General features: G+C 69.2%; 26 protein-coding genes and 1 pseudogene. 16 read left to right on the top strand and 11 right to left on the bottom strand.

The genetic code is table 11. The features are described from left to right. Nucleotides 1-2 precede the first annotated feature (2 nt). Nucleotides 3-746, bottom strand: coding sequence for an endonuclease/exonuclease/phosphatase family protein (locus OG432_RS33855; protein WP_328315355.1), 744 nt, complete (start codon nucleotides 744-746; stop codon nucleotides 3-5). Between the two features lie 214 nt (nucleotides 747-960). On the opposite strand from OG432_RS33855, the gene OG432_RS33850 reads away from it, so the two are divergent. After that, the gene (locus tag OG432_RS33850) at nucleotides 961-1,353 is read left to right on the top strand and encodes a nuclear transport factor 2 family protein (protein WP_328314775.1); all 393 of its coding nucleotides are present in this window, start codon (nucleotides 961-963) and stop codon (nucleotides 1,351-1,353) included. A gap of 38 nt (nucleotides 1,354-1,391) precedes the next feature. Here the strand turns inward: OG432_RS33850 and OG432_RS33845 are convergent, their stop codons facing one another. Continuing rightward, on the bottom strand, nucleotides 1,392-2,117 hold the full coding sequence (locus OG432_RS33845) for a lytic transglycosylase domain-containing protein (protein WP_328314774.1): 726 nt from the start codon (nucleotides 2,115-2,117) through the stop codon (nucleotides 1,392-1,394). A gap of 428 nt (nucleotides 2,118-2,545) precedes the next feature. Here OG432_RS33845 and OG432_RS33840 point away from each other — a divergent pair, with 428 nt between their 5' ends. Both OG432_RS33840 and OG432_RS33835 read left to right on the top strand, forming a co-directional pair. After that, the gene (locus OG432_RS33840) at nucleotides 2,546-2,707 is read left to right on the top strand and encodes a hydrophobic protein (RefSeq protein WP_328314773.1); all 162 of its coding nucleotides are present in this window, start codon (nucleotides 2,546-2,548) and stop codon (nucleotides 2,705-2,707) included. 381 nt (nucleotides 2,708-3,088) lie between these two features. After that, nucleotides 3,089-3,466: a hypothetical protein gene (locus OG432_RS33835; RefSeq protein WP_328314772.1), complete on the top strand. Its 378-nt coding sequence runs from the start codon at nucleotides 3,089-3,091 to the stop codon at nucleotides 3,464-3,466. 48 nt (nucleotides 3,467-3,514) lie between these two features. Here OG432_RS33835 and OG432_RS33830 read toward each other — a convergent pair whose 3' ends face one another. After that, complete coding sequence (locus OG432_RS33830) at nucleotides 3,515-3,952, bottom strand: ATP-binding protein (protein WP_328314771.1); 438 nt, start codon at nucleotides 3,950-3,952, stop codon at nucleotides 3,515-3,517. A 105-nt stretch (nucleotides 3,953-4,057) separates the two neighbouring features. After that, nucleotides 4,058-4,531, bottom strand: coding sequence for an ATP-binding protein (locus OG432_RS33825; protein ID WP_443058529.1), 474 nt, complete (start codon nucleotides 4,529-4,531; stop codon nucleotides 4,058-4,060). A gap of 264 nt (nucleotides 4,532-4,795) precedes the next feature. Here OG432_RS33825 and OG432_RS33820 point away from each other — a divergent pair, with 264 nt between their 5' ends. Then, nucleotides 4,796-6,031 (top strand): aromatic acid exporter family protein, encoded by a 1,236-nt coding sequence (locus OG432_RS33820; protein WP_328314770.1) that lies wholly within the window; start codon nucleotides 4,796-4,798, stop codon nucleotides 6,029-6,031. Nucleotides 6,032-6,184: 153 nt separating this feature from the next. After that, nucleotides 6,185-7,225, top strand: coding sequence for a vWA domain-containing protein (locus OG432_RS33815; RefSeq protein WP_328314769.1), 1,041 nt, complete (start codon nucleotides 6,185-6,187; stop codon nucleotides 7,223-7,225). Nucleotides 7,226-7,384: 159 nt separating this feature from the next. On the opposite strand, the gene OG432_RS33810 is transcribed toward OG432_RS33815, so the two are convergent. Next, nucleotides 7,385-8,152, bottom strand: a complete 768-nt coding sequence (locus OG432_RS33810) for a haloacid dehalogenase type II (protein ID WP_328314768.1) — start codon at nucleotides 8,150-8,152, stop codon at nucleotides 7,385-7,387. A 465-nt stretch (nucleotides 8,153-8,617) separates the two neighbouring features. Between OG432_RS33810 and OG432_RS33805 the strand changes: the two genes are divergently transcribed. Beyond that, nucleotides 8,618-9,250, top strand: a complete 633-nt coding sequence (locus tag OG432_RS33805) for a TetR/AcrR family transcriptional regulator (RefSeq protein WP_328314767.1) — start codon at nucleotides 8,618-8,620, stop codon at nucleotides 9,248-9,250. Between the two features lie 119 nt (nucleotides 9,251-9,369). Here the strand turns inward: OG432_RS33805 and OG432_RS33800 are convergent, their stop codons facing one another. Further along, on the bottom strand, nucleotides 9,370-10,701 hold the full coding sequence (locus tag OG432_RS33800; protein WP_328314766.1) for a helix-turn-helix domain-containing protein: 1,332 nt from the start codon (nucleotides 10,699-10,701) through the stop codon (nucleotides 9,370-9,372). 263 nt (nucleotides 10,702-10,964) lie between these two features. After that, entirely contained in the window at nucleotides 10,965-11,543 is a 579-nt protein-coding gene (locus tag OG432_RS33795; protein WP_328314765.1) for a cupin, read from the bottom strand. A 560-nt stretch (nucleotides 11,544-12,103) separates the two neighbouring features. Here OG432_RS33795 and OG432_RS33790 point away from each other — a divergent pair. The 7 genes and pseudogenes from OG432_RS33790 to OG432_RS33760 form a co-directional block, all read left to right on the top strand. After that, nucleotides 12,104-13,090: a class I SAM-dependent methyltransferase gene (locus OG432_RS33790; RefSeq protein WP_328314764.1), complete on the top strand. Its 987-nt coding sequence runs from the start codon at nucleotides 12,104-12,106 to the stop codon at nucleotides 13,088-13,090. Nucleotides 13,091-13,266: 176 nt separating this feature from the next. Beyond that, the gene (locus tag OG432_RS33785; RefSeq protein WP_328314763.1) at nucleotides 13,267-14,265 is read left to right on the top strand and encodes a PLP-dependent cysteine synthase family protein; all 999 of its coding nucleotides are present in this window, start codon (nucleotides 13,267-13,269) and stop codon (nucleotides 14,263-14,265) included. Next, on the top strand, nucleotides 14,265-15,257 hold the full coding sequence (locus OG432_RS33780) for a DMT family transporter (RefSeq protein ID WP_328314762.1): 993 nt from the start codon (nucleotides 14,265-14,267) through the stop codon (nucleotides 15,255-15,257). Before OG432_RS33785 ends, OG432_RS33780 begins: the two co-directional genes overlap by 1 nt. A 100-nt stretch (nucleotides 15,258-15,357) precedes the next feature. Beyond that, nucleotides 15,358-16,002 (top strand): class I SAM-dependent DNA methyltransferase, encoded by a 645-nt coding sequence (locus tag OG432_RS33775; RefSeq protein ID WP_328314761.1) that lies wholly within the window; start codon nucleotides 15,358-15,360, stop codon nucleotides 16,000-16,002. A 182-nt stretch (nucleotides 16,003-16,184) separates the two neighbouring features. Continuing rightward, on the top strand, nucleotides 16,185-17,411 hold the full coding sequence (gene metK, locus OG432_RS33770; protein ID WP_328314760.1) for a methionine adenosyltransferase: 1,227 nt from the start codon (nucleotides 16,185-16,187) through the stop codon (nucleotides 17,409-17,411). A 142-nt stretch (nucleotides 17,412-17,553) separates the two neighbouring features. Next, a complete protein-coding gene (locus tag OG432_RS33765) occupies nucleotides 17,554-18,537 on the top strand; it encodes a carbohydrate kinase family protein (RefSeq protein ID WP_328314759.1) in 984 nt (327 codons plus the stop codon). Continuing rightward, nucleotides 18,534-18,975: pseudogene (locus tag OG432_RS33760) on the top strand (methylenetetrahydrofolate reductase); the annotation flags it as partial. The gene OG432_RS33765 and the pseudogene OG432_RS33760, both read left to right, overlap by 4 nt. A gap of 267 nt (nucleotides 18,976-19,242) precedes the next feature. Here the strand turns inward: OG432_RS33760 and OG432_RS33755 are convergent. Both OG432_RS33755 and OG432_RS33750 read right to left on the bottom strand, forming a co-directional pair. Then, nucleotides 19,243-19,740 carry a GNAT family N-acetyltransferase gene (locus OG432_RS33755; protein ID WP_328314758.1) on the bottom strand — a complete coding sequence of 166 codons (498 nt, stop codon included), beginning with the start codon at nucleotides 19,738-19,740 and terminating at the stop codon, nucleotides 19,243-19,245. 111 nt (nucleotides 19,741-19,851) lie between these two features. After that, on the bottom strand, nucleotides 19,852-21,084 hold the full coding sequence (locus OG432_RS33750) for a glycosyltransferase family 39 protein (RefSeq protein WP_328314757.1): 1,233 nt from the start codon (nucleotides 21,082-21,084) through the stop codon (nucleotides 19,852-19,854). Nucleotides 21,085-21,625: 541 nt separating this feature from the next. On the opposite strand from OG432_RS33750, the gene OG432_RS33745 reads away from it, so the two are divergent. From OG432_RS33745 to OG432_RS33735, 3 genes are all read left to right on the top strand, one after another. Further along, nucleotides 21,626-21,979 carry a beta/gamma crystallin domain-containing protein gene (locus tag OG432_RS33745; RefSeq protein WP_328314756.1) on the top strand — a complete coding sequence of 118 codons (354 nt, stop codon included), beginning with the start codon at nucleotides 21,626-21,628 and terminating at the stop codon, nucleotides 21,977-21,979. Nucleotides 21,980-22,353: 374 nt separating this feature from the next. Further along, the gene (locus OG432_RS33740; RefSeq protein ID WP_328314755.1) at nucleotides 22,354-22,908 is read left to right on the top strand and encodes a LemA family protein; all 555 of its coding nucleotides are present in this window, start codon (nucleotides 22,354-22,356) and stop codon (nucleotides 22,906-22,908) included. Further along, nucleotides 22,905-24,416 carry a DUF2207 family protein gene (locus OG432_RS33735; RefSeq protein WP_328314754.1) on the top strand — a complete coding sequence of 504 codons (1,512 nt, stop codon included), beginning with the start codon at nucleotides 22,905-22,907 and terminating at the stop codon, nucleotides 24,414-24,416. The genes OG432_RS33740 and OG432_RS33735 overlap by 4 nt, the downstream gene beginning before the upstream one ends. A gap of 100 nt (nucleotides 24,417-24,516) precedes the next feature. Here the strand turns inward: OG432_RS33735 and OG432_RS33730 are convergent, their stop codons facing one another. Both OG432_RS33730 and OG432_RS33725 read right to left on the bottom strand, forming a co-directional pair. After that, on the bottom strand, nucleotides 24,517-24,984 hold the full coding sequence (locus OG432_RS33730) for a hypothetical protein (protein ID WP_328314753.1): 468 nt from the start codon (nucleotides 24,982-24,984) through the stop codon (nucleotides 24,517-24,519). A 19-nt stretch (nucleotides 24,985-25,003) separates the two neighbouring features. Next, nucleotides 25,004-25,228 (bottom strand): hypothetical protein, encoded by a 225-nt coding sequence (locus tag OG432_RS33725; protein WP_328314752.1) that lies wholly within the window; start codon nucleotides 25,226-25,228, stop codon nucleotides 25,004-25,006. Nucleotides 25,229-25,528 lie beyond the last annotated feature (300 nt).

Genomic DNA, 25,528 nt, shown 5'->3' with positions numbered 1-25,528 from the left:
CACTACGACGGGCGCGCCTTCGGCGTCAGATCGCAGACCACGCCGAAGTGGTCGGAGGGCCACACCGGACGACGGGCGGCGCGCACCGGCGTGGTGAACGCCAACTCGGCTCGCGTTGCCCGCAGTCCGTCGGTGAGGACGAAGTCGATGCGCCGCGCCGGCTCGCGGGCCCTGCGCGCGAACCCGTTGGCGGGCGTGAACGTGTGTCCCGGACCGTCACCGGCGCACGCCCACGCGTCGGTGAGCCGGCCGGTCAGCCACCGGATCTCCTCGGTGTCCGGAGCCGCGTTGAGGTCGGCCAGAACGACGACGTCCCGTCCCTCGCTCGCCGCCGCCAGCTCCGCCAGGAAGCGCACCTGTTCCCGCCTGATGGACGCGTGCTCCCACTCCCACGTCAGATGGGTGACGAGTACCGTCATCGAGCCGACCTCCGCGCACAGCACCGACCGGGGCTCCACACCGGGCGGCGTCGGCAGCGGCAGCACCTCGTACCGCGTGACCGGCTCCCGGCTCAGCAGAGCGTTGCCCTGTACGCCGCGGAGGTGCCGGGCGGCCGCTCGCGCGTACGTCACGTGGTATCCGAGAGTGTCGGCGATCTGCTCCGCCTGGCACCGCGCTCCCTTCCGCCACACCTCCTGCAGGCCGACGACGTCGGGCGCGAGCCGCGCGAGTTCGGCCCGGACCAGCGGCAGCCGGCGCCGCCAGGCCGATCCCCGCCCCCAGATGTTGAGCGTGACAGCACGCATCGTGTCCACACCCGACACCGTACGCACCGTCGAGGCGGGCGGGGGCGCCGGTGCGGTGGTGAAGCATGGGCGCGCTCAGCGCCGCGTGGCCATGGATCCCCCACATGGCGTGCGCGACGCACGCAAGGGGTGTTACCGTATGGGCGAAGCGTGCGCAACGCACGCATCGACCGCTCTCGACCATGCCTGGCCCACCCATGAAAAGGACCCGATCATGACGCGCACCGGTATCGAAGCCGCCCTCAACGACCTGCTCTTCAACCGCGAGATCACCCTGGCCGAGGCGGCCGACCGGCACTTCGCCCCCGACTACCGCCAGCGCACGGACGGCGAGTGGGCCGACCGCGCCGAGTTCCTCGATCACATCGAGCACCTTCGCGGCATCGTCGCGGACGGGCACGTGGACGTCCACGAGGAGCTGTACGACGGCGCCAAGTACGCCGACCGGCACACCTGCCACATCACCAAGACCGACGGCGCCACCGTCTCCATGGAGGTCTACGTGTTCGCCGACCTCACCTCCGACGGCCGCTTCCGCCGCATCGAGGAGACGACTCTCATGCTCCGGGGCAGCGACGCCGACCGAGACCTCGGCAGCGCCCGCTGACCACGACGGCGCGCCGAACGGGTCCCGCCGGACAGGCGCTAGTACGAGTGGTGGGTCGTCCAGAACGACCAGGCGCCACACGGGCTGCCGTAGCGTCCGTTCATGTAGTTGAGGCCCCACTTGATCTGCGTGGCCGGGTTGGTCTGCCAGTCGGAGCCGGCGGAGCTCATCTTGGAGCCGGGCAGCGCCTGGACGAGCCCGTAGGCGGAGCCGTTGCTGGCCGTGTAGTTCCAGCTCGACTCTTTGTTGACGATGTTGCTGAAGCACTGGAACTGGTCGGCGGGAACGATCTGACGGGCGATCGCCTGTACGTCGGAGACCGAGTAGGAACTCTGGACCTTGAAAGTGCTTCGGCTCTCCGCGCGGCTGGCGGCCTGGGTCTCCAGGTCGCGGGCCTTCGCGTCCTTGGCGTCCTTGGCGTCCTTGTCCGCCTGGTCCTTGCTCGCCTTGTCCTTGACGGCGGCGTCCTTCTTGGCCTTGGCGTCCTGTGCCGCCTTGATGCGTGCGGCTTCCTCGGCCGATTTCTTCGCGGCGGCGCTGGCCTGAGCCGACTGGGCGTCCGCCTGCTGGGCCAGGGAGGCGGTCTGCACCTGTGCCTGCTGTCCTGCGGGTATGTCGGCGAGCAGCGTGGTGCCGGCGGCGGTCGCCTCGACGTTGTCGTTCGAGGCGGCGGGGCCGCCCGCGGCGACGCCGACCACGGCCCCTACGGTGGTGACCGCGGTTGCGGACGCGACCGCGAATCCCCGTGCCGATATCCGACTCACACGCTTTCCTTCCAGCGGCATCCGCACGGTGCACGTCGCGAACGCAATCGTTTGCCTTTGCCCATTCCCCCAACTGCTGCATCCCGCGAGGAATGCCCGTCGGACAACTCCCTTGCGGAAGCGATCGCTTGGTGCGCGGGCGGCATTCGGCTCTGTTGTCGAGTTGAGGGACTACTGAGGTACCCAAGTTACAGGAGTGTCGTATGCCGAGCCCGACGGACGCAAGCCTCCGCTAGAAGTCGTGTGCCGGCACGACGGCCCGATCGGCCTCGGGACAGGCCCCGTTGACGCGACGTTGGCCAAACGTTGGCGGATGGTGGTCCGGCCGGCGGTCGGCGCGGGTGCCGGAATCCTCCATCCGAATCCGGCACATTCGGCGGTGTGGCGGGGTCCTCCGGGGGCACACGGCGGTCTGGAGGTCGATAACCATGGTTCCCCTGCTTCTCGTTCTTCTGCTCGCCCTGATCCTGTTCGGTGCCGGTTTCGCTCTCAAGGCCCTGTGGTGGATAGCCATCGTGGTCCTCGTCGTGTGGCTCGTCGGGTTCGTCGCACGACCCCGCGGCGGAAGCGGCCGCTGGTACCGCTGGTAGCGCACCGCCGGCAGCCACGCAGGGCCGGACCCCGAAGGGTCCGGCCCTGCTGCTGCGTCCTCTCCCCCTCATCGCGCCCCGGGACTCGCGGGCGATGGCAGCACTGGCCCGATCGCGCGGCAACCGGCCCGAAGACCCGATCGCGCGGGCAACCGGTCCGAAGAAATGCCATGAACGCCCGTGTCCCGGGTAGGTGGCAGGTGCTGGCCGGGTTCGTGGCTGCGGGCGCAGGGAACCGCGCACCTCCATATCCCAGGCACGTCCCGGTCAGCTTCCGCCTCCACCGCGAAGCCGTCGCCAGGACGCACCTTCCACGGATCGTCCGCGGCGCGGGTCCACCCGCGCCGCCCCGGGATCCTCCTCGAAGGAAGACGTACACGGATGGACAGCGTCGAAAACGCTCTGCAGAAGGCACTCGCGATCGGCGGCGCCACCGGCGTCGCCATCGTCGATTTACAGCAGCGCCACGTTCTTGGCTCGCTCGACCGGGGCAGCGGTCTCGACATGGAAAAGGTCGCCTACGGCGACAGCGACGTCATGCGCGCCAAGCTCTACACCCTGGAGCTTCTGGGCTACGCCCCGGACAGCGTCGAGGACATCCTCATCACGCTCGCCACCGAACTGCACATGATCCGGCCGCTCCCCCGTCTGCGTGGGAGCGGCGTCTTCATCTACCTCGTCCTTGACCGCGAGCGCATCAAACCGCTGGACGACATCCGCCGTCAGCTGCGCGCCCTGGAACCCCTTCTGGAGCTGTGAAGCGCCGTACGGCCGGACTTCGGATCCCGGCACGGAAACGGCCGGCGCTCAGCCGGGGACTGGTGACGTCGGGTCGGCGACGGCGGGCGGCTGGAAGCAGGCGGTGACGTTCTTGCCGCGAGGGCAGGGATAGGCGTGCCACTCGTCCGCGAGGGCGTCGATCAGGAGCAGGCCGCGCCCGCCGAGGGCATCGTGGTCGGGGTCGCGCGGCTCGGGCAGCCGGGGCGAGGCGTCGTGCACGGTCACGTGCAGGCACTCCTCGTCCCAGGTGAGGATCAACTGTGCCGCGCTACGGGCGTGCACCTGCGCATTGGTGACGAGTTCGGACACGGTCAGGAGCACCGCGTCCGCCACATCCGGTGTCCGGTGAGCCCATTCCAGGGTGCGCAGATGTACCCGCGTCCAGTCCCGCGCCTCTTTCACGCTGCTGCTCAGTGGCAGCGAGCGCGCCCACCCGACGGCCCTCAGCGATGAATCCTTCGGCACTGCCCCTCCGTACGCCGACCAGCGTTGTCCATATCCGTCTGCCCCGGATCACCGGGCTCAATATGGCCGCGCCTCGGGTTGTACACGGGCTCCGAGGGCCCTTGATCACGCAGTCCCGCAGCCGTCCGATTCGTCGGCCAGGGCGATGGCGGTCTTGATGCGCTTGCCGACCGGCTCGCGGTGCACCTCGAAGCTGCGGCACACCGCCATGACGATCTCCAGGCCGTGCTGTCCGACCCTGCTGGGATCCGGCGCGAGCACCAGCGGCAGCGTCGTGCTGCTGTCCCACACCGTCACCTCGACCGCGCCGTCGTTGACCTCCAAGGTCAGCAGACAGGGCCCGGGAGCGTACTTGCGGGCATTCGTCACCAGCTCGCTCACCACCAGCTGGACCGTGCCCATGGTGTGCTTCCACACCGGCAGACCGTGTACGGCCTGCAAGGACGTCAAAAAGTCCCGTGCCACGCTCCGGGCCTTGGCAATGTCCTCGCTGCCCAACAGCACGGCGGAAACGGACATCGCGCCGTCCGTACGACCCGCGCCTGCCCGCTGTCCCTCGTCCTGCTCCACAAGATTCATCCAGTTCGCCTCACTGCCGAAGCGCCACCATTTACGTTGTGCGCCTACCCCCAAAAAAATCCCCGCACTCCTCCCCGTTTCAACGACATGATCCGTGGTGCGCCGGATCGCGGTGACCACCCTCTCACCTCGCGGGAGAACGGCACCCAGGAGGCCCTCTCGCCCCCCGTCAGCGTGGCCGAATTATCCGTATTGGTAATTTCGCCCCTTTCCTTCACCTGGGTGCCTCACCGTGTGTGAATCCCACCGAAAGGGAAGGGGTGGATGGTGCGGGAGTTCACTCATCCTCTGCTCGATTTCGCGCGCCGCCGCCGTGAGCCGGCTGTGGTGCAGACGCTGCGTTCCACGGCGGCCGCGGTCATCTCCTATGTGGTGGCCCTGCGCCTGAGCAGCGAACCCGCTCCCCTGACCGCGCCCCTGACGGCGTTGCTCGTCGTCCAGGTCACCCTCTACACCACGCTGGTCACGGCCGTCCGCAGAGTGAACTCCGTCGTCGTGGGCGTGCTCCTCGCCGTCGGCTTCAGCTCTCTGGTGGGTCTGACCTGGTGGAGCCTGGGGCTGATCATCCTGGCGGCGCTCGTGGTGGGGCGCTTCGTCAAGGTCGGCGAGTTCGTTCCCGAGGTGGCGATCAGCGCGATGCTCGTCCTGGGGGTGACTCGGGTATCCGCGACGGCGTGGGACCGCGTCCTGGAGACGCTGATCGGCGCGGGGGTCGGGATGCTGTTCAACATGCTGCTGGCCCCGCCCGTGTGGGTGGAGTCCGCGGGCGGGGCCATCGAGGAGCTGGCCGCGCGGATGCGGCGCCTGCTCCTCGACCTGGGTGACGAGGTCGGCGGCCACACGCCGGTGGCCCAGGCGGCGGCCCGGCTGCACGAGGCGCGCCGCCTCGATCACGACATCGCCCAAGTGGACGCCTCCCTGCGGCAGGCGGAGGACAGCCTGCGCCTCAATCCCCGCGTCAAGGAAGGACTGCTCTCGCGTGTGGTGCTGCGCACCGGGCTCGACACCCTGGAGATCTCCGCCGTGGTGCTGCGCGTCGTGTGCCGGTCGCTCACCGACCTCGCGAAGGAACGTACGCAGGAGCACCTCTTCGAGCCCGACGTCGGAGTCGCCCTCAAGGACGTGTTCGAGCATCTCGCCCGCGCCATCGAAAGCTTTGCCGTGCTGATCACCACTCAGGTGAGCCGCAACGCCGAGATGGCGGAGGAGCGGCTGGCGGACGAGTTGACGGCCGGCCGGCTCAGCCGCGACAGGGTGGCCGACCTGCTGCTCGCACAGGTGCAGCGGCACCCCCGGCAGTGGCAGCTGCACGGGGCGCTCCTGGCCGAGGTGGACCGGATCCTCAACGAACTCGACGTGGAGAAGCGCTCCCAGCGCCTGGTCGAGGAGCTCGACCAGCGCTCGCGCCGACAGGGGCAGCGTTTCCCGCGCGTTCGCCGCGCGCGGAGCCGGGTCCGGCAGATGATGCGGCTTCCGGAACCGGAGGAACGTCCGTGGTGACCGGCGTGGTGGAGCTTCGCTCGTTCTGAGTCCTTCTGCTCCGCGTTCCTCCCCCGGCCCGACAGCTCTCGGTCCAAGATCGATTGTCAGTGGTGGGTGCGACGATCGATGCATCGGGTCGAAGAGCCGAAGTGCCGATCGAGGGGGATGCTCATGTCCGGGGTCCAGAACTACATCAATCACGTTGCTCTCGTGCTGGACGCGAGTTCGTCCATGTCGCATCTGAGTCGCAAGGTCGTCGAAGTGGCCGACCAGCAGATCGCCTATCTGGCCCGCCGATCACAGGAGTTGGACCAGGAGACCCGCGTGACGGTGTACGTGTTCGCCGACAAGGCGGAGTGCGTCATCTACGACAAGGACGTGCTGCGGATGCCGTCCTTGAAGGAGCTGTACCGGGTCGGCGGGATGACGGCGCTCCTGGCGGCCACACTGAAGTCACAGGGGGAGCTCGCGCAGACGGCGCAACTCTACGGCGACCACAGCTTCCTGACGTTCGTCCTCACCGACGGACAGGAGAACGCCAGTCACCGCTGCCCGGACGCCCCGAGCACCAAGCCGCGCGAACTGGTGCAGGCCGTGGGGCAGTTGGTCGCGAGGCAGCAGGACAACTGGACGCTCGCCGTTCTCGTGCCGGACCAGATGGGCAAGCGAGAAGCCATGCAGTGCGGTTTCCCGAAGGACAACATCGCCATCTGGGATGCCACGAGCACTCAGGGTCTGGAGGAGGCCGGGCAGGTCATCCAGCAGGCGACGGAGAAGTTCATGGTGGGCCGCACCCAGGGCATCCGGGGTTCGCGGGCCGTGTTCTCGACGGGAGCCGACGCCGTCAACAAGGACACCATCGAGGCAGCCGGTCTCACCCCGGTGAACCCGTCGCAGTACCAGCTGATTCCGGTCGCCCGGGATGCGGCGATACGGGAGTGGGTCGTCGAATGCGGGCACACCTACCGCACCGGATGTGCTTTCTACCAGTTGAGCAAGTCGGAGAAGATCCAGGCGAAGAAGCAGATCGCGGTGCTGGAGAAGAAGACGGACCGGGTGTTCACGGGGCCGCAGGCCCGCGCCCTGCTCGGCCTGCCCGACACGGAGGTCCGCGTCAAGGCCGACCACAACGACGACTTCACGATCTTCGTGCAGAGCACCAGCGTGAACCGCAAGCTCGTGCCGCACACGCGGCTGCTGCTGATGATCTGACGAACGACCGCCGGTGCACTCCGCCGGCGAGATCGGCGGAGTGCGCCCGTTGATGGGCGACCGGTGATGGGTGGGTGATGGGTGACCGGTGATGGGTGACCAGTGACCGGTGGTGATGTGTAAACGGTGACGGAGGCGACCGGGGCGACCGGGGCGGCCCTAGGACGGCATCAGGACGTCGGCCAGTTCCGTCAGGCTGTTCGCCCGCCAGGTGAAGGTGTCGGATTCCCGGGGAGGGTCGCCGACCGGCCGGCACACATGGGCGGTTCGCATGCCCACGGATTGGGCGCCGCGGAGGTCCCAGGCGTGGGCGGCGACCATCAGTACGCGCTCCGGCGGGCACCCTGCCGCGTCGAGAGCGAGGCGGTACACCGCCGGTGCGGGTTTGTGCGCCGCGGCGTCCTCGGCGGACAGGGCTTGGTGCCAACGCAGATCCGCATGCGCGTTGAGCCGGAGCAGGGTCGCGCGGCTGGCGTGCGTGAGTCCGAGGACGGGAAAGCGCCGGGCGAACCGGGCGAGGCCCGCGGAGGAGTCGGCCCACGCGTCGAGCCGCTGAGCGGCGGTGGCCAGGCGCGCGAGGGCCAGCGGGTCCGTGAGCGCCGCGCGCTCGGCCACGAGTCCGGCGGCCTCACGGTCGAGTACCTCCGAGTTGGCGTAGGCCCGCTCGCCCGCGTCGATGCGTCGCTGTTCCTGTGCGACGTGGTCCTGCCACACGGCCACCAGCTGGTCCACGAACGCCTCGCCCGGCTCCCCGTTCATCCCGTTCACCCCTGAGCCGACTCCCCCGCCAGGACCTTCGACCTCGGCTGCCGTGGACGTCCCCGCACGGACCGCTTCACACACGGCCGCCCGTAGCCCACCCGGCTCGTTCACCATCGTGCCGAGCACATCGAAGACGACCACGTCGATGGCGCAGGCCTCAGCCATCCGCTCTCCCCCTTGCTGTGTTCATTGCTGTGTCCGGCCGGGATACGCCCGGACGATTCGACCGTGCCGACGGCGATGGCGATTTCGCGCGATGCGAAAGCCCGGCCATGACGCCCTCACCACGAGGCCTGGGCATCCGAATTCCTGACACGCATCCCGTCACCCGGCCCAGCGTGGCCCACCGGGCGACCTCTCACCCCAATTACGCCATCCGTGGCATGTCACGAACTACCGCCTCGCGAAGCGCGGTAACGGCGCCACGCGAAGGAGCAAGCCGCCAGTTCGCGATTCAACTCACGCCGTGTTGCGTCGAATTGCGCGAGGGGATTCGTCAATTCCAGCCCACAGAAGGTCAGTTCGTGATGCCATACGAACAGAAACGCCCAGTAACCATCAGCAACCCACGGCCGATTCCAGGCAGCACGACAACTGTCATATGTATACCGATGGGTGTACCGTCGGCTCGTGACCACGAGCAGCGAAAGCAGCGGCCGAAGCGGCAAGCGACGCGGGGTACAGCATCTGACGCCGGCCGGCGTAAAGGTCCTGGAGACCGCGTCCCGCCTCTTCTACGAGCAGGGCATCCGCGCTGTCGGCGTCGAGACGATCGCGGAAGAAGCGGGGGTTACGAAAAAGACCCTGTACGACCGTTTCGGGTCCAAGGACGACCTTATTGTCGCTTACCTGCGCGCTCGGGACGGACTGTGGCGGTCCACCCTGGTGAAGCACGTCAACAGTCACGACGGGCCGCCCACACAGAAGATCCTTTCCACCTTCTCGGCCCTGCGCGACTGGATGCACGAGCGCAACGTGCGCGGCTGCGCGTTCATCAACGCTTCCGTGGAGCTGCCGGCGAACCATCCGGGCCGGGAGGTCGCCAGCGATCAGAAGACCTGGTTCCTCGCCTTCCTCGAAGACCTCGCGAAGGAGGCCCGCGTCCAGGATCCCGCGGCGCTGGCCGCCCAAGTGCTGATCCTGCACGAGGGCGCGACCATCACGCACTCGATGCAGTCGGTGGACCGGGCCGTGGACCGCGCCGAGCAGATGGCCGCGGTGCTCCTGGAGAGGTCGCTCGCGCAACGGTTCGCCACCACATGACAGCGGCCTCGTAGCGGACTCGCGGCGTGACAGCGGACTCGCGGTGTGACAGCGGATCCGTGGTGTGACAGCGGACGCGTGACCGTGCCGGACCCGTGGTGACATCGGTCCCGTGACGACTAGGCGACGAGCAGGGAGGGAAGAGCGGTCGAGTTCATCGCCGGTACCGGCGGCGTCGCCCGGCGCATCGCCTTCGCGCGTTCGGCCTCGCCGTCCAACTGCCGCGCCAGGTCGGCCGCGTACGCCCGGAGCAGATCGTGCATGAGGTAATGGCGTTCGTCCTGGCGCTGAATGAGGTGCGCGCCGGCGAGCTCGCGCAACAGGCGTGACGCCTCGTCCTGACTGACCCCGGCGGACGCCGCGGTGACAGCGGCGTCGATCACCTGGCCGGAAAGCCGGCCAAGCACCCGGAACATGCGAGCGCTCTGCTCGTCCAGTGCCTTGTACGAGGTGTCGAACGCGTCGCGCAGCACCACATCGCCCTCGGCGAGGTTCAACCGGGCTCCCTCGGGCTCCAGTTGGGCGGCTAGGGCCTCGGCGCTGCGATGCTGGTGGCTCACGATGTGTTCGGCGGCGAGGACCAGCGCGAGCGGCAGGCGTCCACAGCGCTCCGCCAGCACGGACACCGCCTCGGGGTCGGCGTTGGCGCGCACCTCACCGATGTTCGCCCGGATCAGTTGCACGGCGTCCGATCGTCGCAGCTCGGTCAGCGGCAGCATCACGGCGTCCACCAGGGACAACAGTCCGGGCAGCCGCGAACGGCTGGTCACCACGACGGCACATCCCGGCGAGCCGGGCAACAGCCGGTAGATCTGCTGGGCGTCCGTGGCGTTGTCGAGGACGAGCAGGATCTCCCGTCCGTGCAGATACGATCGGAACGTGGCGGCGCGCTGGTCCAGGTCCGCCGGGACGCGGTCGGCGGGCACGCCCACGGCGCGGAGCAGGTCTCCCAGTACGTCGAACGGCGAGGCCGCGGTGCCGGGCTCGGGACCCTCCAGGTTGACGAAGAGCTGCCCGTCGGCGAAGTGACCGTCATTGACGGCCCGGTGGGCCCACTGCACGGCGAGCGCCGTCTTTCCGACGCCCGGCGGTCCGTTGACGACCGCGACCGGTACCGCGAGGGAGGGCTCGTGGCTTTCTAAGAGCCGGTCGAGCCGGTACAGACCGTCCTGCCGCCCCACGAAGTGGCGTTTGGTGGCCGGCAGTTGGGCCGGCTGGACCCAGCCCTGCTGATGGCGTGCGGCCGCTTCCAGGGCCGCGGCGATGGTGGCGAAGGTGTGGCCGGCGTTCAGCGCCCGGTCGCAGGCCTCCGCGAAGCTCACCGAGGGCGGCCGCTTGTCGGTCTCGATCTTGCTGACGTGCCCTCGGTTGAAGTGCACCCGCGTGGCCAACTGGGCGAGCGAGAGGCCTCGCTGTTTCCGGTGGGCCCGGAGCAGCTGCCCGAACGTCACCGGAGCGCCGGAACCCACTGCGGCGGACTCAACTTCCCTACTGTGCACGGTGGTTGCCGCCCGGCTCTGCGCTGATTCCCGTACCATGGTCAATCCCCCAGAATCGTTGAGTTCGTCGGTGGCAGCCGGCCCTGGAGCCCGCCCGCCACGCCGGCAGTACGTACGTCATGACGTACGGGAAACGGTGCGCGGACACACGCGGATCCGCCGGCCTTGGGTGCGTCGTTGAGTACCCGAGGGGTGCGGTCGGCACACGGTGTCGTTCACGTCACGGGCACGAGGTCGTCGAGGGTCGGGAAGCGGGAGGCGATGCCGTCCGGAACGAAGCGCGCGGAGCGGTCGTCACCCTCCCGGAAGAAGCGGATGGCGGTGTAGCTGGGACGCGCACCGGCGTCGAACCAGTGCACGGTCCGGCTCGGGACGGACAGCATGTCGCCCGCCGTGCAGAGCACCGCGTGGACCCGGCCGGCCGCGTGGAGGTAGAAGCAGCCGGCCCCGGAGACGACGAAGCGCACCAGGTCCTCGTCGTGGAAGTGTTCCTTGAGGAACTTCTCGCGGGCCGGACACCTGCGCCGGAACGGGTCCGGGCCGGCCGGGCCCGGAGCCACGCGCGCGACGTCGACCGTGCGGTACCCGCCTTCGGCACCGACGTGGTCGATGTGACTCCGGTAGGCGTTGATGATGGTGGCGTCGTCGGCGCAGGACGGGACGCGACGGGCGGCATGCCAGCGCACGAAGCGCACACCGATCCTCAGCAGCTCTTCCCGGATGACGTCGAAGTCGTCGGTCCGCACGCTCACCGTTTCCGGCGCGCCCTCCGGCATGACCTGAAGCAGCGTCACGGGGCAGTCACTCCGACCTCCGTGGGGCCGTCGAAGCCGCACGGCGCGAGCGGGCGGCCGAGGCGGTGGACAGATGGCCGCTGCGGTGATCGCGCGGTGAGTCAACAGGCCGTGTTTCAGGGGGAGTTGAGGCGCCATGAGGCGGCGCGCCGGGCAGGTGGGGCGTCACGCGTGCATCTCCTTCGGAGGGAGACGGTGAGGTATACCAACCGGTATAGCTACATGCTAGAGAGCTGATCATTTTGGTGTCAACGGCGCACGGCCCCTCTGGCCGGAATGTTCCCCCCGCCGCGCCCGCGCCCCGGTGGCGTTGCCTGTCGAGAGACAACAGGGCGGCCCTGTACAGGATTCCGCGAGCTGCACGATAGTGAAGTCACTTCCACCGCAGGGGCCGTACTACGTGAACGGCTGAACGGCGCGTACGGAAGTCATCCAGCTGCTGCCCATTCCTGCGAGGCCATCCGCTCGATGTCCCCGTCGGCTCTTTCACCGGCCCGGGTCCGCTGTCCGTCGGACGCCCTCGTGGAAGCAGCGCTGTCGTCACGTCGAAGGAGGCCGAAATGGGTACGGAAATCGACCGTGCGGAACTGGTGGTGTCACCCGGCGAATTCTTCGGGATCGCGGACACCGAACGGATCAGGTCGTCCATCGGGCTCAAGCTCTCGGACCGGTCCTACCTTCCGAAGGCCGACGAGCCGCGCGCCGACTGGGTCGCGAGCGTGGCCGTGCCGGCGTTCAAGACCCTCGCGCACATGGGTGTCCTGGCGCCGAGGTTCTGCACCATCGGAACGGGTGCGGGCCTCGACGTCCTGGCAGCCGTCGAGATTTTGCACGCACGTACCGTCGGTTTCACCGACCTTCACGACGACGTTCTCGCCCATGCGCGGGAAAACATTCAGAGCAACCTGCTGGACCGGGACGTCCAACTCGTCGGCGGCTCCGGGGACCTCCTGGCGCCGCTGGTCGGCAAGGTGTCCGAGGTCGATGTCATCTACGAGAACCTCCCCAACATCCCGATGGCGGGGAACGGCGACCTCGCGGAGGGGCAGACCAGTTCCACGTTCATCGCCCAGCGCAATGAGGAGATTCCGGGGTTCGCCGAGAAGAACCTCGTCACGCTGCACTACCTCGCCCTTCAGCAGGCGCACCCTCTGCTCCGGGTGGGCGGCCGCGTGCTGTCGTCGATCGGTGCGCGCGTGCCGCTGTCCGAGATTCTGGCGCTGTCCGGAGCCGCCGGATACAACGGCAGCATCCTGACCTACACATGGAAGGTTCAGTCCGAGCCGCACGACGTCGTCGGCGGCTATGCCCAATGGGAGCGCGAAGGGCTGGGGCCGTTCCACTTCTACCCGGTGGACGTTCTGGAGAGCGCCTTCAGCGATGTCACCCCCGCGGCGGCCGGCGCGCAGGCCGTGCAGCTGGAGCGGGACCTCTCCGCATACGAGATATCGGCGGTGGACGCGCTCGCCCGGGTCCAGAAGGGCGAAAGGGTCGGTCACACCGTCGCGGTACTCGACTCGGTCAGGATTCCCGATTCCGCCCTCTGATCCTGCTCCACCGCATTCCCGGTACGTGACTGCTCGGGGCACGGCGAGTCTTCCGGCACCTTCTCGCACCCTGCGTCGTGAAGTCTCGCCGTTCCCTGCGGCGTCCCGCGCCCTCCGCGTCACCCGCCATGCCTGTCCCCATCTACCGCGGTACCCACTCAGTAAGAGGAGTCGGGATGAATATCCAGTCGACCATCGGCAAGACACCCCTCGTTGAACTGCAGACCTTTGATGTTCCGGCCGACGTTCGGATATTCGCCAAGGTCGAATTCATGAATCCCGGGGGCAGCATCAAGGACCGCATGGTCAGCTACATCATCGACGATGCCGAGCGCCGAGGTCTGCTCCGGCCCGGTGCGACCATCGTGGAGAACACCTCGGGCAACACCGGGGCGGCGATCGCGATGATCGCGGCGATCCGTGGCTACCGCGTGGTCCTGACGATGCCCGACAAGGTCAGCGGGGAGAAGCGCAACGCGCTGCGCGCGATGGGCGCCGAGGTGATCGTCTGCCCGACCTCCGCGCCACCGGGCTCGGCCGAGCACTACGTCACGTGCGCACGGCGGATCCACGCCGGAACACCGGGCTCGTTCATGCTCGACCAGTACGACAACCCCCTCAACGCCGAGGCGCACTTCCGCTCGACGGGACCGGAGATCTGGGCGGCACTCGGGCCGTCGGTGACGGCGTTCGTCGCGTCGGGAAGCACCGGGGGAACGATCTCCGGTACGTCCCGCTTCCTGAAACAGCACAACCCGTCCGTGCGGTCCGTCCTGCTCGATCCGGCCGGGTCCATCTATCACCGCTATTTCCATGAGGGTGTCGTCGACCCCGCGCAGATCGCGCCGTACTTCGTCGAGGGCGCGGGCGAGGACCATCTGGCCTCGTGCATGGACTTCTCGGTCGTCGACGACGTCATCCGCTTCACCGACGCCGACGCCTTCGCGACATGCCGGCACTTGGCACGGCGGGAGGGCCTGGTCTGCGGCGGTACCGCGGGAGCCAATGTGTGGGGCGCGGTCCAGGTGGCGCGGTCGATGACACGGCCGGCGACGGTGGTCACCGTGCTGCCGGACAGCGGAAACAAGTACATGTCGAAGATCTACAACCCGGACTGGCTGCGGCGGCACGGCTTCGAGTCCGGTGGGATCCGCACGCTGGAGCCGACTCTCTGATGGGCAGCACACGGAACAATGTGATCGCCGCGCTGACGGCCGCGCTGCTCTGGGCGTTCGCTTTCGTCGCCCCGGCCGCCGTCAAGCCCGCGAGCGAGCTCCTTCTGGTCACCGGCCGGTACACCTTGTTCGGCCTGTGCGGTCTCTACGTCCTCATCCGGAACTGGCGCCAGTTGAAGCTGATGCCGATCCGCAGGGTCCTCTTCGGTCTGTACATCGGATTCGTGGGGTACTTCCTCTTCTACATCTGCGTCTCGTACTCCGCGACCATGGACAGCGGGTTCATCACCGCCGTCATCGTGGGATCCTCACCGATCACGATCGCCGTGGCCGGAAACTTCGCGGAAAAGCGCTTGTCGTGGCGGGAGCTTCTCGGTCCGGTCATTCTGATTCTTTCCGGCCTCACGCTGCTCAGCGCCACGGAGTTCATCGAGGGAAAGGGAAAGGGCGGTGCGCACGCCTCGCTCTTCGCGATCCTGCTCGCTCTCGGCGCCATGGGTACCTGGTCCTATTTCGTGGTCCGCAACGCCCAGTCGCAGCGCACCTGGGAGCGGAAGCCGGACCCCACGATCTGGGCGGCGCTGGTGGCGATGGGGGCGGGCGGCGCCTCCATGGTCCTGCTGCCTTTCGCGATCGCCTCCACACCGCAGGAGACGTTCGATCCGTATCCGCTCTTCAAAATCATCGCGTGGTGCGTGTTCCTCGGCGTCATCGCCTCGTGGTGGGGCACCTACATCTGGGTCAAGGCCGCCCAGGGAATTCCCGTTCCACTGGTCGGTCCGCTGCTCGCCACGGAGACGATATTCGGCGCCATCCTGAGCCTGCCGGTCGAGCACCGCATGCCCACATGGACGGAGGTCGGCGGCGCCCTGTTCGTGCTCTCCGGGATCGGCGTCTACATGGTGTTCGACGTGAAGAACGCACGGGCGAGGGCCACGAGCGAGGGGGCCACGGAGAAAGCGGACGCCTCAGATGTGCCCGTCGTGATGTGACGGGACGAGAAAGCACGGCACGGACGGCAAGCACGGAAAAGCACGGCAATGTCCGTTGGCTGAGTCCGACGGTCCACGGGTCGACAGGGAGGAAAATTCCATGAGCAACTCCTTCGCGAACATCAAGCAGTCCCACGTCTTCTTCGACGATTCCCCCGGGCTCAAGACCTATTACGAGGACTGGGCGACGCGCTACAACGGGGATCTCGCGGACCAGAAGTGGGTGGCACCGCGGGTCGCGGCCAACTTCGTGCACCTGCTCGCCTCCGCCTACGGATCACCGGAATCGACCATATTCGACGCCGGCTGCGGCACCGGTCTCGTCGGCAGCGTCCTGAGCACGCTGGGCACCTACGTGATCGACGGCGTCGACCTGTCGGAGAACATGGCGGCCGAGGCCGCGAGGACCAAGGCGTACCGGAAGGTCTTCGGCGGCGTGGACCTGTCGGTTCCCGTCCGGGACGACCGCCTGGACCAGTACGACATCGTGGTCAGCAGCGGTGTGTTCACCCTCGGCCATGTGCGGCCGACGGCGCTGCTCACCCTGATCGAGTACGCCAGGCCCGGTGGGTTGATCCTGGTGTCCACGCGCGGCAGCTATGCCACGGAGACCGGCTTCGAGGAGTTCGCCCGGTCGTCCGAGGTCGCGGAGCGCGCTGCGCTGCAGTTCACGTTGGAGGACGCCAACTACATCGCCGAAGAGGGCGCCGACTACTGGGTGTTCCGCACGGCCGGGTCGAAGTAGGCGTCCGCGACCCCACGAAGTCCCCCGGCGGGAGGGGTGGGATCCACCCGTTCCCACCCGCCGGGGGCGGGGACCGGTACGACGCGTGCCGCCGTGCCCGGCGGCCCGGCAGACGTCAACGCGATGGGTGGCCAGAGCACCACGAGCTGCCCCGTGCCCACCCACCACTGTCCTGGAGTGTCATGTCCCGCAGCCTGTTCACCTCGGAGTCCGTCACCGAGGGGCATCCCGACAAGATCGCCGACCAGATCAGCGACACCATCCTCGACGCACTCATCCGCCGCGACCCCGCCTCTCGCGTCGCGGTCGAGACCCTGATCACCACGGGTCAGGTGCACATAGCCGGCGAGGTGACGACCTCCGCCTACGTCGACATCGCCGCTCTGGTGCGCGAGAAGATACTCGACATCGGTTACGACTCCTCGGCCAAGGGGTTCGACGGCGCCTCCTGCGGAGTGTCGGTGTCCATCGGCGCACAGTCCTCGGACATCGCGCGGGGTGTCGACGCGGCGGCGGAGTCCCGGAGCGAGGGCACGGCGCCCGCGCACGAGGCCGACGAACTGGGCCGCCAGGGCGCGGGCGACCAGGGGCTGATGTTCGGATACGCGACGACCGAGACTCCCACCTTGATGCCGCTGCCCATCGAGCTGGCGCACCGTCTCTCCCGCCGGCTGACGCAGGTACGCAAGGACGGCACCGTGCCCTACCTACGACCCGACGGCAAGACCCAGGTCACCATCGAGTACTTGGGCAGCCGGCCGGTCCGGCTCGACACGGTCGTCGTCTCCTCCCAGCACGCCGGCGACATCGACCTGGCGGGCCTGCTCGCTCCCGACATCCGCGTCCACGTCGTCGAGCACGTCCTGGCCCAACTAGCCGTCGACGGGATCAAGTTGGACACGGACGACTACCGGCTCCTGGTCAATCCCACGGGCCGTTTCGAGATCGGCGGCCCGATGGGCGACGCCGGCCTCACCGGTCGCAAGATCATCATCGACACGTACGGCGGCTACGCCCGTCACGGCGGCGGCGCCTTCTCCGGCAAGGACCCCTCCAAGGTGGACCGCTCGGCCGCCTACGCGATGCGCTGGGTCGCCAAGAACGTGGTGGCCGCGGGCCTGGCCACGCGCTGCGAGGTCCAAGTGGCGTACGCGATCGGCAAGGCCGAGCCGGTGGGCCTGTTTGTGGAGACCTTCGGCACCCACACGGTCGCCGTCGAGAAGATCGAGACCGCCATCACCTCGGTCTTCGACCTGCGCCCGGCCGCGATCATCCGCGACCTCGATCTGCTGCGGCCGATCTACGCCCGGACCGCCGCCTACGGCCACTTCGGCCGCGAACTCCCCGACTTCACCTGGGAGCGCACCGACCGCGCCGACGCCCTGCGCAAGGCCGTGGCAGCGGCCTGAGGGGACCCACGTCGGGGACAGCCCCGGCGCACGAGCCGGCGGTGCGCGGTTTCCCCCGGACCGCGTACCGCCCTCCCGCGGGCCGGCCGCCCCCGGCCCCGCCCCTCCCCCACCCCGGCCCCAGATCCAAGGAGTGCCCTCCATGCGTATCGCCGTGACCGGCTCCATAGCGACCGACCATCTGATGGTCTTTTCCGGACGCTTCGCCGAACAACTGCTCAAGGAGCAATTGGAACGGGTATCCCTGTCGTTCCTCGCCGACCGGCTCGAAGTGCGCCGCGGCGGCGTCGGCGCCAACATCGCCTTCGGGCTCGGCCTCCTCGGCCTCGACCCGGTTCTGGTCGGCGCGGCGGGCGTCGACTTCGCCGAGTACGGCACCTGGCTGCGCACGAACGGCGTCGACACCGCCGAGGTCCGGGTCAGTGAGCGTCTGCACACCGCACGGTTCGTGTGCACCACCGACGACGACCAGAACCAGATCGCCACCTTCTACGCGGGCGCGATGGCCGAGGCCTCCCGGATCGACCTGGCCTCGGTCGCGGAACGGACCGGGACCCCCCGGTTCGTCCTGGTCGGGGCCGACGACCCGGGCGCCATGCTGCGGCACACCGCCACCGCCCACCGCCTCGGCATCCCCGTCGCCGCCGACCCGTCGCAGCAGCTCGCGCGTCTCGACCGCGACGAGGCGCGTCAACTCGTCGACCGCGCACGGTGGTTGTTCACCAACGAGTACGAGGCCGCGCTGCTGCTCGAACGCACCGGGTGGACCGAGCGGGATCTGCTCGGCCGGGTCGGCACGTGGATCACCACGCTCGGCGAGGCCGGGGTGTCCCTGGCCAGGCAGGGCGCCGACGCGTTGCGCATACCGGCGGTGCCCGCGGGCAGGATCGCCGACCCCACGGGCGCGGGCGACGGTTTCCGTTCCGGCTTCCTGGCCGGCACGGCCTGGGGGTGCACCCAGGAGCAGTCCGCGCGACTCGGCTGCGCCCTGGCCACGACGGTGCTGGAGTCGGTCGGCACCCAGGAGTACAAGCTGGCGCCCTCCGACCTGCTCGCCCGCATCGACCAGACGTACGGTCGCGACGCGGCCCGCGCCCTCGAACCGGGGCTCGCCCGCGTGTCGTGACGGGGGCGCGGTACCGGCCCGACGCGGCGCGGTCGACGGGCACGTCGCCGACGTTCTCGTTCGCGTTCTTCCCGCCCAGGACGGCGCGGGGCGAGGAGACTCTGTGGCAGGCCGTCCGCCGCATCGAGCCCCTCTGGCTCCCGACTTCGTGTCGGTGACCTGTGGCGCCGGCGGCTCCTCCCGCGACCGCACGATCGCCGTCACCCGACGGACCGCGGCGGAGACCACCATCGGTGCTCGCCGGACTGGGCACAGGACATCCGGCACGCCGTCGCGATGTGCCGGGCGAGGGCCGACTGCGCGATCGCGCAGATGTTCTTCCACGTCGAGGACTTTCTGCGGTTGCCCGACCGTGCGGCCGCCGCGGGCTGCGACGTGCCGATCATCCCCGAGATCATGCCCCCCACCGATGTGCGCGAGATCCGCCGGTTCGCGGAACCGCGAGGTCTTCCGGGAAGGCGGCCCCGGAATCCTGGTCCACCTGGGCGTGGAGCAGCACACCCGCCGGGACGGGTCGCTCCTGTTTCCGGCGATCAATGTGAACGATGCCGACAACACCTACGGCTGCCGGCACGCTGACACCTGGACCCACGCGGACGGCGAGGTCCTGATCGTGCTGTCCGAGGGCCGTCTGCTTGAGCCTCCGCAACGCGAGATGTGCGGCCGGGCTGCACCGGCTGGTGCGGGCGGCCCCCGGGGGCGGGCTCAGCCGGAGAGGTCGATCGTGAACGCCACTCGGTCGAGGCCCGGACCGTCGTAGTCCGGCCGTACCCCCGAGGCCCGGAAGCCCAGCCGCGTGTGGAAGGCCCGCGAGCCGGTGTTCTCCGGGCTGGTGATGCAGTGCACGTACCGTCGGCCGTGGGTTCGCGCCAGCGCGAAGAAGGCGTTGTACAGGGTGCGGGCCACGCCGTGCCCGTGCAGCGCGGGATCCACGCCGACGAAGTGCACGTACGCGGCATCGGGATCCGTCTGGGACAGGAAACCCACCAGGAAGGCCGCGATCTCTGCGCTGTCGCGCTCCACGAGGAAGCTGGTCGTGGTGAAGTGCTGGAAGTACAGGCGGGGCAGGAGGAGCGCTCGTTCCACCGACCCCGCCTCGCCTTTGAAGCCGCCCCACCAGGCATCGAGTACCGCGAGTATCCGCGGGTGGTCGGCGTCGGAGGGGTGCCGGGCCGTCAGCCCCGCAGGAAGATCGTCAAACATGCGCGGAGTGTCGCACCCACGCGCCCCCGACGCACCCGTGTTTCCCCCCTTGGACACCCGGGGGTGCCGGCTGTCGGCAGCCGCGTGCCGGCCGCGGGCTCGGGAAGCACGTCATTGGTACGTGCGCAGCTCCGGCCAGATCGCGCCCCAGGGGCGACGGGGACCGGTGCAGACGTAGACGTGGCCGACCCGTTCGATGGTGTGCACGCCCTCGGGGTTGGACAGGGTGGCCGCCTCGCGCACGGTGGTGAAGTTCTGGCGCAGCCGCGCGACGTATCCCGGAACGTGGTCGGGTCCGGGGGCGATGGCCACCACCGTCGTCGCGCGCGGATCGCCGGGCCCCCGCCACCAGTCGCTGTTGTGGGCGCTCACGGCGGTGGGCAGTCCGGTGCCGCGGCCGAGTTCGTTGACGGCGCCGGCTTCGCCGTAGTCCACCGCGAAGATCACCGCGTCGGTGCGCTGCCGGGCCGGCAGCCCGGTCCACACCTGCCGTACGGTGCCGACCAGTTGGGGCCAGCCCAGGGACTCCCCCGAGTTGGTGCTGATGCCGTACGTCCAGGCCACGTCGGAGGACGGCAGGACCGGTAGCACGATCACGGCGAGCAGCGCGGCCGATGCGATGGTTGCGACCGCCGGCCTCCGCAGGCGGCCGGGGCGCGAGCGCAGCCATCCGTCGAGGCCCACCGCCCCGGCCGCGAGCAGACATACGTACAGCCCGCCCAGGTAGTACACCTGCGCTCCGGTCGTCACCGCGAACAGCATGTACAGCACGGCATACGTGATCACGATGCACCGCCACAGGGGCCGGCCGGACCGCCACGGGAAGCGCAGGCTCGCCGTCCACAGCACCGCCATCGCCAGGCAGGCCATGCCGAGCTGTCCCACGATCCAGGGGAAGATGTACTGCGGGCCGCCGTTCTGCGCATTCAGGGCCCGCGTCATCTCGAACATGGCCCAGCCGTGCCGAGCCTGCCACCACAGGTCGGGCAGGACCAGCAGTATCGCGATGCCGATGCCCGCGAGCAGGCGGCGGTCGGCCACGCTGCGGCGGGCCGGGCCGAGCAGTACAGCCGCGAGCAGGACGACTCCGAAACCGGCCGCTGGGTGGTTGAACTCCGCGCCGACACCCACCAGCACGCCGGCCGCGAGCCACCACCGCGTGTCGCCGGTGCGGCCGATCCGCACGACCACGAGGGCGATCGACGCCCAGGCCAGCACCTCGTACGACGTGGTGTTGGCGACATGCGCCCCGCCGAGGAGCACCGGCATGGTGGCGGTCGCGATCGCCGCGAGCAGGTGGGCCCGGCGTGCGCCGCCCAACTCCCGCGCGGTCAGGGCCCCCACGACGAGGGTGCCCGCCGCGGCGGGCGCGGACCACGTCGTGCGAGCCGTCCGTCGCCGTCCCTTGTGCCGTCCGCCCGCTCCGCGTCCACCACATCGCCCATGTGAGCCACCCGGCCTCGGCCCCTGCTCCGATGTGCGCACGATCAGGGGCGGCCCAGCCGCTCCGGTCCCGAGCCGCGCGCATCCTACGCGCCCGGTCCGTGGCCGGTGGGGGTCCGGTTCGAGGACGCGGTGACCTCCGAGGCGTGGGGTGGTATCGGCGGCGTCCGAAAACAAGCACGACCCCGGGATATTCGAGAGTCGTCCGAACAACACGATCCAGCGATCCCGATCCGGACATCGGGAGGCATATTCCGGCCGGGTACTTCTGAGGAGATTGCCATGTACACCTGCTTTACAGCATCGTTGCCGTGCAAGCGCAGGACAGGGCAGCACCGAGGCCGCTTCATGGGGGTCATCGTGCCGCCCGCCCGGCACGCCCTTGTTCATTGCCATGGGCGTTGCCGGCTCCCGGTTCGTCATTCGAATTAAGGAGAACCTGGTGATCTCGAAAACGAAGAGGATCGTGCGTTCCGCGACCGTGGCGGTCGCCGCGGCCGCCGCGTTCACCGTGGTCATGCCCACCGGCAACGCCTTCGCCATCGACCACGTGGAGTGCCGGGGCGGCGAGAACTTCCTGAAGATCTGGTCGCACAGCGGTGGACGTCAGAGCGTCGACTGCTACGCCAACCGCGGCCGGACCGACTTCGGCGGGTGGTGGGTCGACAAGATCTCCACGGGCAACAACGACCTGATCTACTACGACGCCAACGGCGACTCGGTGAGGATCGACCGGTGGCACGACATCACCTTCCCCAACCGCCCCCCGAAGGTGAACTCCATCGAAATTCTGTGACACCGAGCCACGGAGTTCCGGGCCGGAGTCGACCCCGATCGGACACGCTCCACTCGTAAATGGTCTCGGAATTACTGGGCTTTTCATGTTCCCATCTGATTTACCTGGACTTGGATCGGACGGGGCGAATGATGGACGCCGGTCACACCTCCCGCGAGGCGTGACCGGCTTCCGTCATGTTCCGCCGTGCGCGCTGCTTCGCCCCTCTTCGCCCGCCCTCACCGGCACCGGCACCTCCCGACCGCCCCGCTCCCACGTGACCTCGCGCTATTCGTGGCGACGGCCCGGCCCCGGTCGGCTTAAGATCTCCAGGTTCGACCGGGGGGTCGAGTCATCGGTCTTTTTTCTTGGGGGGCGACACTATGGGTGTCATCGTGGGCGCAATCATCGCCGTGCTGGTCGTTGCACTGCTGTGGTGGCTGGTCCGGACGTACAACAGGCTGGTCCGGCTGCGGAACCAGACACAGGCGTCCTGGGCGCAGATCGACGTCCAGTTGAAGCGGCGTCATGAACTGATACCGAACCTCGTCGAAAGCGCACGCGGGTACGCCTCGCACGAGCGGGCCACGCTCGAAGCCGTGGTCACCGCGCGCGGCGCCGCGGTCGGCGATGACCTCGGGGTCGTGGACAAGGCGGCCGCGGAGAACGCCCTGACGGCGTCCCTGGGCAAGCTGATCGCGCTGGGCGAGAGCTACCCGCAGCTGAAGGCGGACCGGCAGTTCGCGAAGCTCCAGGACGAACTGACCACCGCGGAAGACAAGATCGCTTACGCGCGGCAGTTCTACAACAGCGCCGTACAGAGCTACCACAGCGCCCTGGAGAGCTTCCCGGGCAACGTGGTGTCCGGCATGGGCGGCGCCCATGCGCGCAGGGAGTACTTCGAGGCCGGGACCGCCGCGCAGTCCTCGGTGCAGGTGAAGTTCGCGTGACGTTCGAAGCGGAGATGTACTGGAGTGGCGCCGGGCTCATCGCCCTGTGGCTCGTGCTGTTCGGCCTCGCGCTCGCGGCCACGCGCAACGGCACCGTCGTGGCCGGCGCCGCCACCCAGGAGTTCGGGCAGGATCCCGAATCTCCTGCCGTCGTCGCGCTGCTGGCCAACCGATGGCGGTCCGTGGACCGCGCCGCCGCGGCCACCCTTCTCGACCTCGCGGCACGCGGTGTCATCGAGGTGCGCCAGCCCGACGACGACCCGGCCCGCAGCACGGTGCATCTCACCGGAAAGGAGGCGGGCGACCTCACGCCGTACGAGCACCGGGTCCTGCGCCGAGTCGTCGAACAGGCCGGCGAGACGGGCGCCCCGATCGGGGCCATCGCCTTCCGCGCCGAGGAGCGCGCCAAGTCCTGGAACAGCGAGCTGCGCCAGGAGATCGTCGCCGAGGCGCGGGTGCGGGGGTTGTCACGCCCGCGGTTCGGGCGGTTCCTCGGCGGGGCCCTCTCAGTGACCCTCTTCGTCCCGGGTGTGCCGTTCACCGTGGCCGCCGTCGCGGGCGGGCACGGCCTGCGGGCGGCCATCTTCGTCGGCTGCATCCCGGCGGTCGTCCTGATGTGGCTGCTGAAGCGGGCGCTCGGTGAGCGTGCCACCCCTCGGGGGCTCGACCGGGCGGGCCACTGGGCGGGCGTCGAGTCCTGGCTGCACGCGCACGAGGAGTTCGCGCAACTGCCGCCGGCGGCCGTCACCGTGTGGGACCGCTACCTCGGCTATGGCGCCGCGCTCGGCGTCACCAGCCGCGCCGGACGTCTGCTCGGCTTCGACGCGGGTGACAAGCGCAGCGTCTGGTCGTCCTACGGCGGCACGTGGCGGCCGGTGCGGATCCGCTACCCGCGGGTGCGTCCGGGGTTCGGTGCCAAGACGGCCGATCTGGTGCAACTGGCCTGCGCGGCGGCCGTGGTGGCCGTCGGCCTGTACCTCTTCGCGACCCTGCGCCAGCCCGACTGGGCGGTCCTGAGCGGTCCGGGCGCGGAGCACTCGGCGCGCCGCCCCGGCCTCGTGCTGAGCGCGGGCTGGGTGGGTGTCGCGCTGCTCGGGGTGCTCGTCGCCGGACGCTTCAACCGCTGGATGATCCTGGTGGGGTTCGTGGCGATGATGCCGGGCAACTTCGCCGGCCGCGACACCTGGCCCTTCAACACGATGGACGGGCCGCTGCCGGTGGAGCTGGTACTGGTCGCCGGCTTTGCCGCGCTCACCGTCTACTACCTGGTGCTGGCCGTTCTGGAACGCCGCGCCGCGCACATCGTCACCGGTGAGGTGCTGCGCATGGAGCCCCGCAGGCGCAAGGGGGCGCCGCGCTTCCTCGCGCTGGACACGGGCGAGGGGGACCGTACGATCGCCTGGGCGCTGCCGCGCGGCGCACCCGCGGTCGCGCCGGGCAGCATCGTACGGCTCTCGGTGTCACCTGCGACGCGCGTGGTGCGGTCGGCAACGCCGATCCTCAACTGACCGGCGCTGCACGCCACTTGGGCCCCGGCCGCCCCCACGGCCGGGGTCCGCTCGAAACGGATGGCCCACGCGCGGCGGAGCCCCGCTCGATGCCGAGGTCTCACTCGGCCGCGGCGATCCAGCCCTCCAACTGCTCGACGGTCGTGGCCGGATCGGCCACCAGCGCGGCGAGTGGGTCGTCGGCGGAGTTGAGCGTGGCGAGAGCGGGGCAGCGGTGGCAGGCGTCGACTCCCGTCTGATGCCACCACTTGCAGTGCGGACGGAGGTGGCACCGCGGCACGGCGCCCGTCTCGCGCGGTGACGGCAGGGTCTGGATGCGCTGGATCAGACCGCAGTCGTCACCCACCCGGTTCGCACAGGCGGACGTGCAGTGCGAGGCGAACCGGAGCACCCGGTGGGGCGCGATGCCCTCGGGGATGCCGGGCAGCACGTCCGCCGCCGGCACGGGCTCGTCCAGATAGACGACCTGGCCGCTTCCTCCCGACCTGACGCCGAGGACTACGGATTCCGGGCGGTGGGCGTCACCGCTCGGGCACCAGGTGATGTGGTCTTCGCCTTGACGGTCCACGGTGCGCGCCTCCGCGGCGTCAGGAGGACGCGGTGTCGGCGCCGTCGGGGGTGGTCAGGAAGAGGCCGAGTATGGGGCCGCCGGTCGTCGGGCCGAGCTGCTGCTCGGCGACGACGGCTTTCTGGATGTGCGCGGAAAGGTTCTGCGCGTCGGTTCTCTCCGCCGCGTTGGCCACGCCACCGGCGGCGAGAAGCCCGGTGACGAGCGCGGCCGTGGCGGCCGCGGCCCGAAGGTTGGGGTTCATGCTGTCCCTCCTTGACATTGTTCTGTCGACTGACAAGGGCGACCGTATGCATCAACTTCCTTGCGGGGAAGACGTCTTGATGCGTACTTAATTTCGTCAAAGTACCGATGGCCGCGTCGCAACGACCGTACGGCCACCGCCCTCAGGCGATCGCGGGGTGGAACGCGCACCCCGGAACCGCATCCGCAGCCGCACCCGTCCGCTGCGGCCGGACCGCGACTGAAGCGACAGTTCCGCCTATTTCATGATCCACTTACCCGCATCGTGCCCACTCGGGCGTTGTCCGATGCCGAGGGAAAG

This window comes from Streptomyces sp. NBC_00442 (assembly GCF_036014195.1).
Classification (GTDB): Bacteria; Actinomycetota; Actinomycetes; order Streptomycetales; family Streptomycetaceae; genus Streptomyces.
Note: the sequence above shows the minus strand (reverse complement) of the source record. Positions and strands in the feature narration are given on the sequence as shown.

What these genes read in the sequence shown, in the direction of transcription:
- OG432_RS33725 (WP_328314752.1), bottom strand. Translation starts at nt 25,228, where the DNA reads ATGAACCCCAACCTTCGGGCCGCGGCCGCCACGGCCGCGCTCGTCACC.
- OG432_RS33780 (WP_328314762.1), top strand. Translation starts at nt 14,265, where the DNA reads ATGGGCAGCACACGGAACAATGTGATCGCCGCGCTGACGGCCGCGCTG.
- OG432_RS33825 (WP_443058529.1), bottom strand. Translation starts at nt 4,531, where the DNA reads ATGAATCTTGTGGAGCAGGACGAGGGACAGCGGGCAGGCGCGGGTCGT.
- OG432_RS33765 (WP_328314759.1), top strand. Translation starts at nt 17,554, where the DNA reads ATGCGTATCGCCGTGACCGGCTCCATAGCGACCGACCATCTGATGGTC.
- OG432_RS33855 (WP_328315355.1), bottom strand. Translation starts at nt 746, where the DNA reads ATGCGTGCTGTCACGCTCAACATCTGGGGGCGGGGATCGGCCTGGCGG.
- metK (WP_328314760.1), top strand. Translation starts at nt 16,185, where the DNA reads ATGTCCCGCAGCCTGTTCACCTCGGAGTCCGTCACCGAGGGGCATCCC.
- OG432_RS33790 (WP_328314764.1), top strand. Translation starts at nt 12,104, where the DNA reads ATGGGTACGGAAATCGACCGTGCGGAACTGGTGGTGTCACCCGGCGAA.
- OG432_RS33810 (WP_328314768.1), bottom strand. Translation starts at nt 8,152, where the DNA reads ATGGCTGAGGCCTGCGCCATCGACGTGGTCGTCTTCGATGTGCTCGGC.
- OG432_RS33840 (WP_328314773.1), top strand. Translation starts at nt 2,546, where the DNA reads ATGGTTCCCCTGCTTCTCGTTCTTCTGCTCGCCCTGATCCTGTTCGGT.
- OG432_RS33820 (WP_328314770.1), top strand. Translation starts at nt 4,796, where the DNA reads ATGGTGCGGGAGTTCACTCATCCTCTGCTCGATTTCGCGCGCCGCCGC.
- OG432_RS33850 (WP_328314775.1), top strand. Translation starts at nt 961, where the DNA reads ATGACGCGCACCGGTATCGAAGCCGCCCTCAACGACCTGCTCTTCAAC.
- OG432_RS33775 (WP_328314761.1), top strand. Translation starts at nt 15,358, where the DNA reads ATGAGCAACTCCTTCGCGAACATCAAGCAGTCCCACGTCTTCTTCGAC.
- OG432_RS33785 (WP_328314763.1), top strand. Translation starts at nt 13,267, where the DNA reads ATGAATATCCAGTCGACCATCGGCAAGACACCCCTCGTTGAACTGCAG.
- OG432_RS33835 (WP_328314772.1), top strand. Translation starts at nt 3,089, where the DNA reads ATGGACAGCGTCGAAAACGCTCTGCAGAAGGCACTCGCGATCGGCGGC.
- OG432_RS33755 (WP_328314758.1), bottom strand. Translation starts at nt 19,740, where the DNA reads ATGTTTGACGATCTTCCTGCGGGGCTGACGGCCCGGCACCCCTCCGAC.
- OG432_RS33815 (WP_328314769.1), top strand. Translation starts at nt 6,185, where the DNA reads ATGTCCGGGGTCCAGAACTACATCAATCACGTTGCTCTCGTGCTGGAC.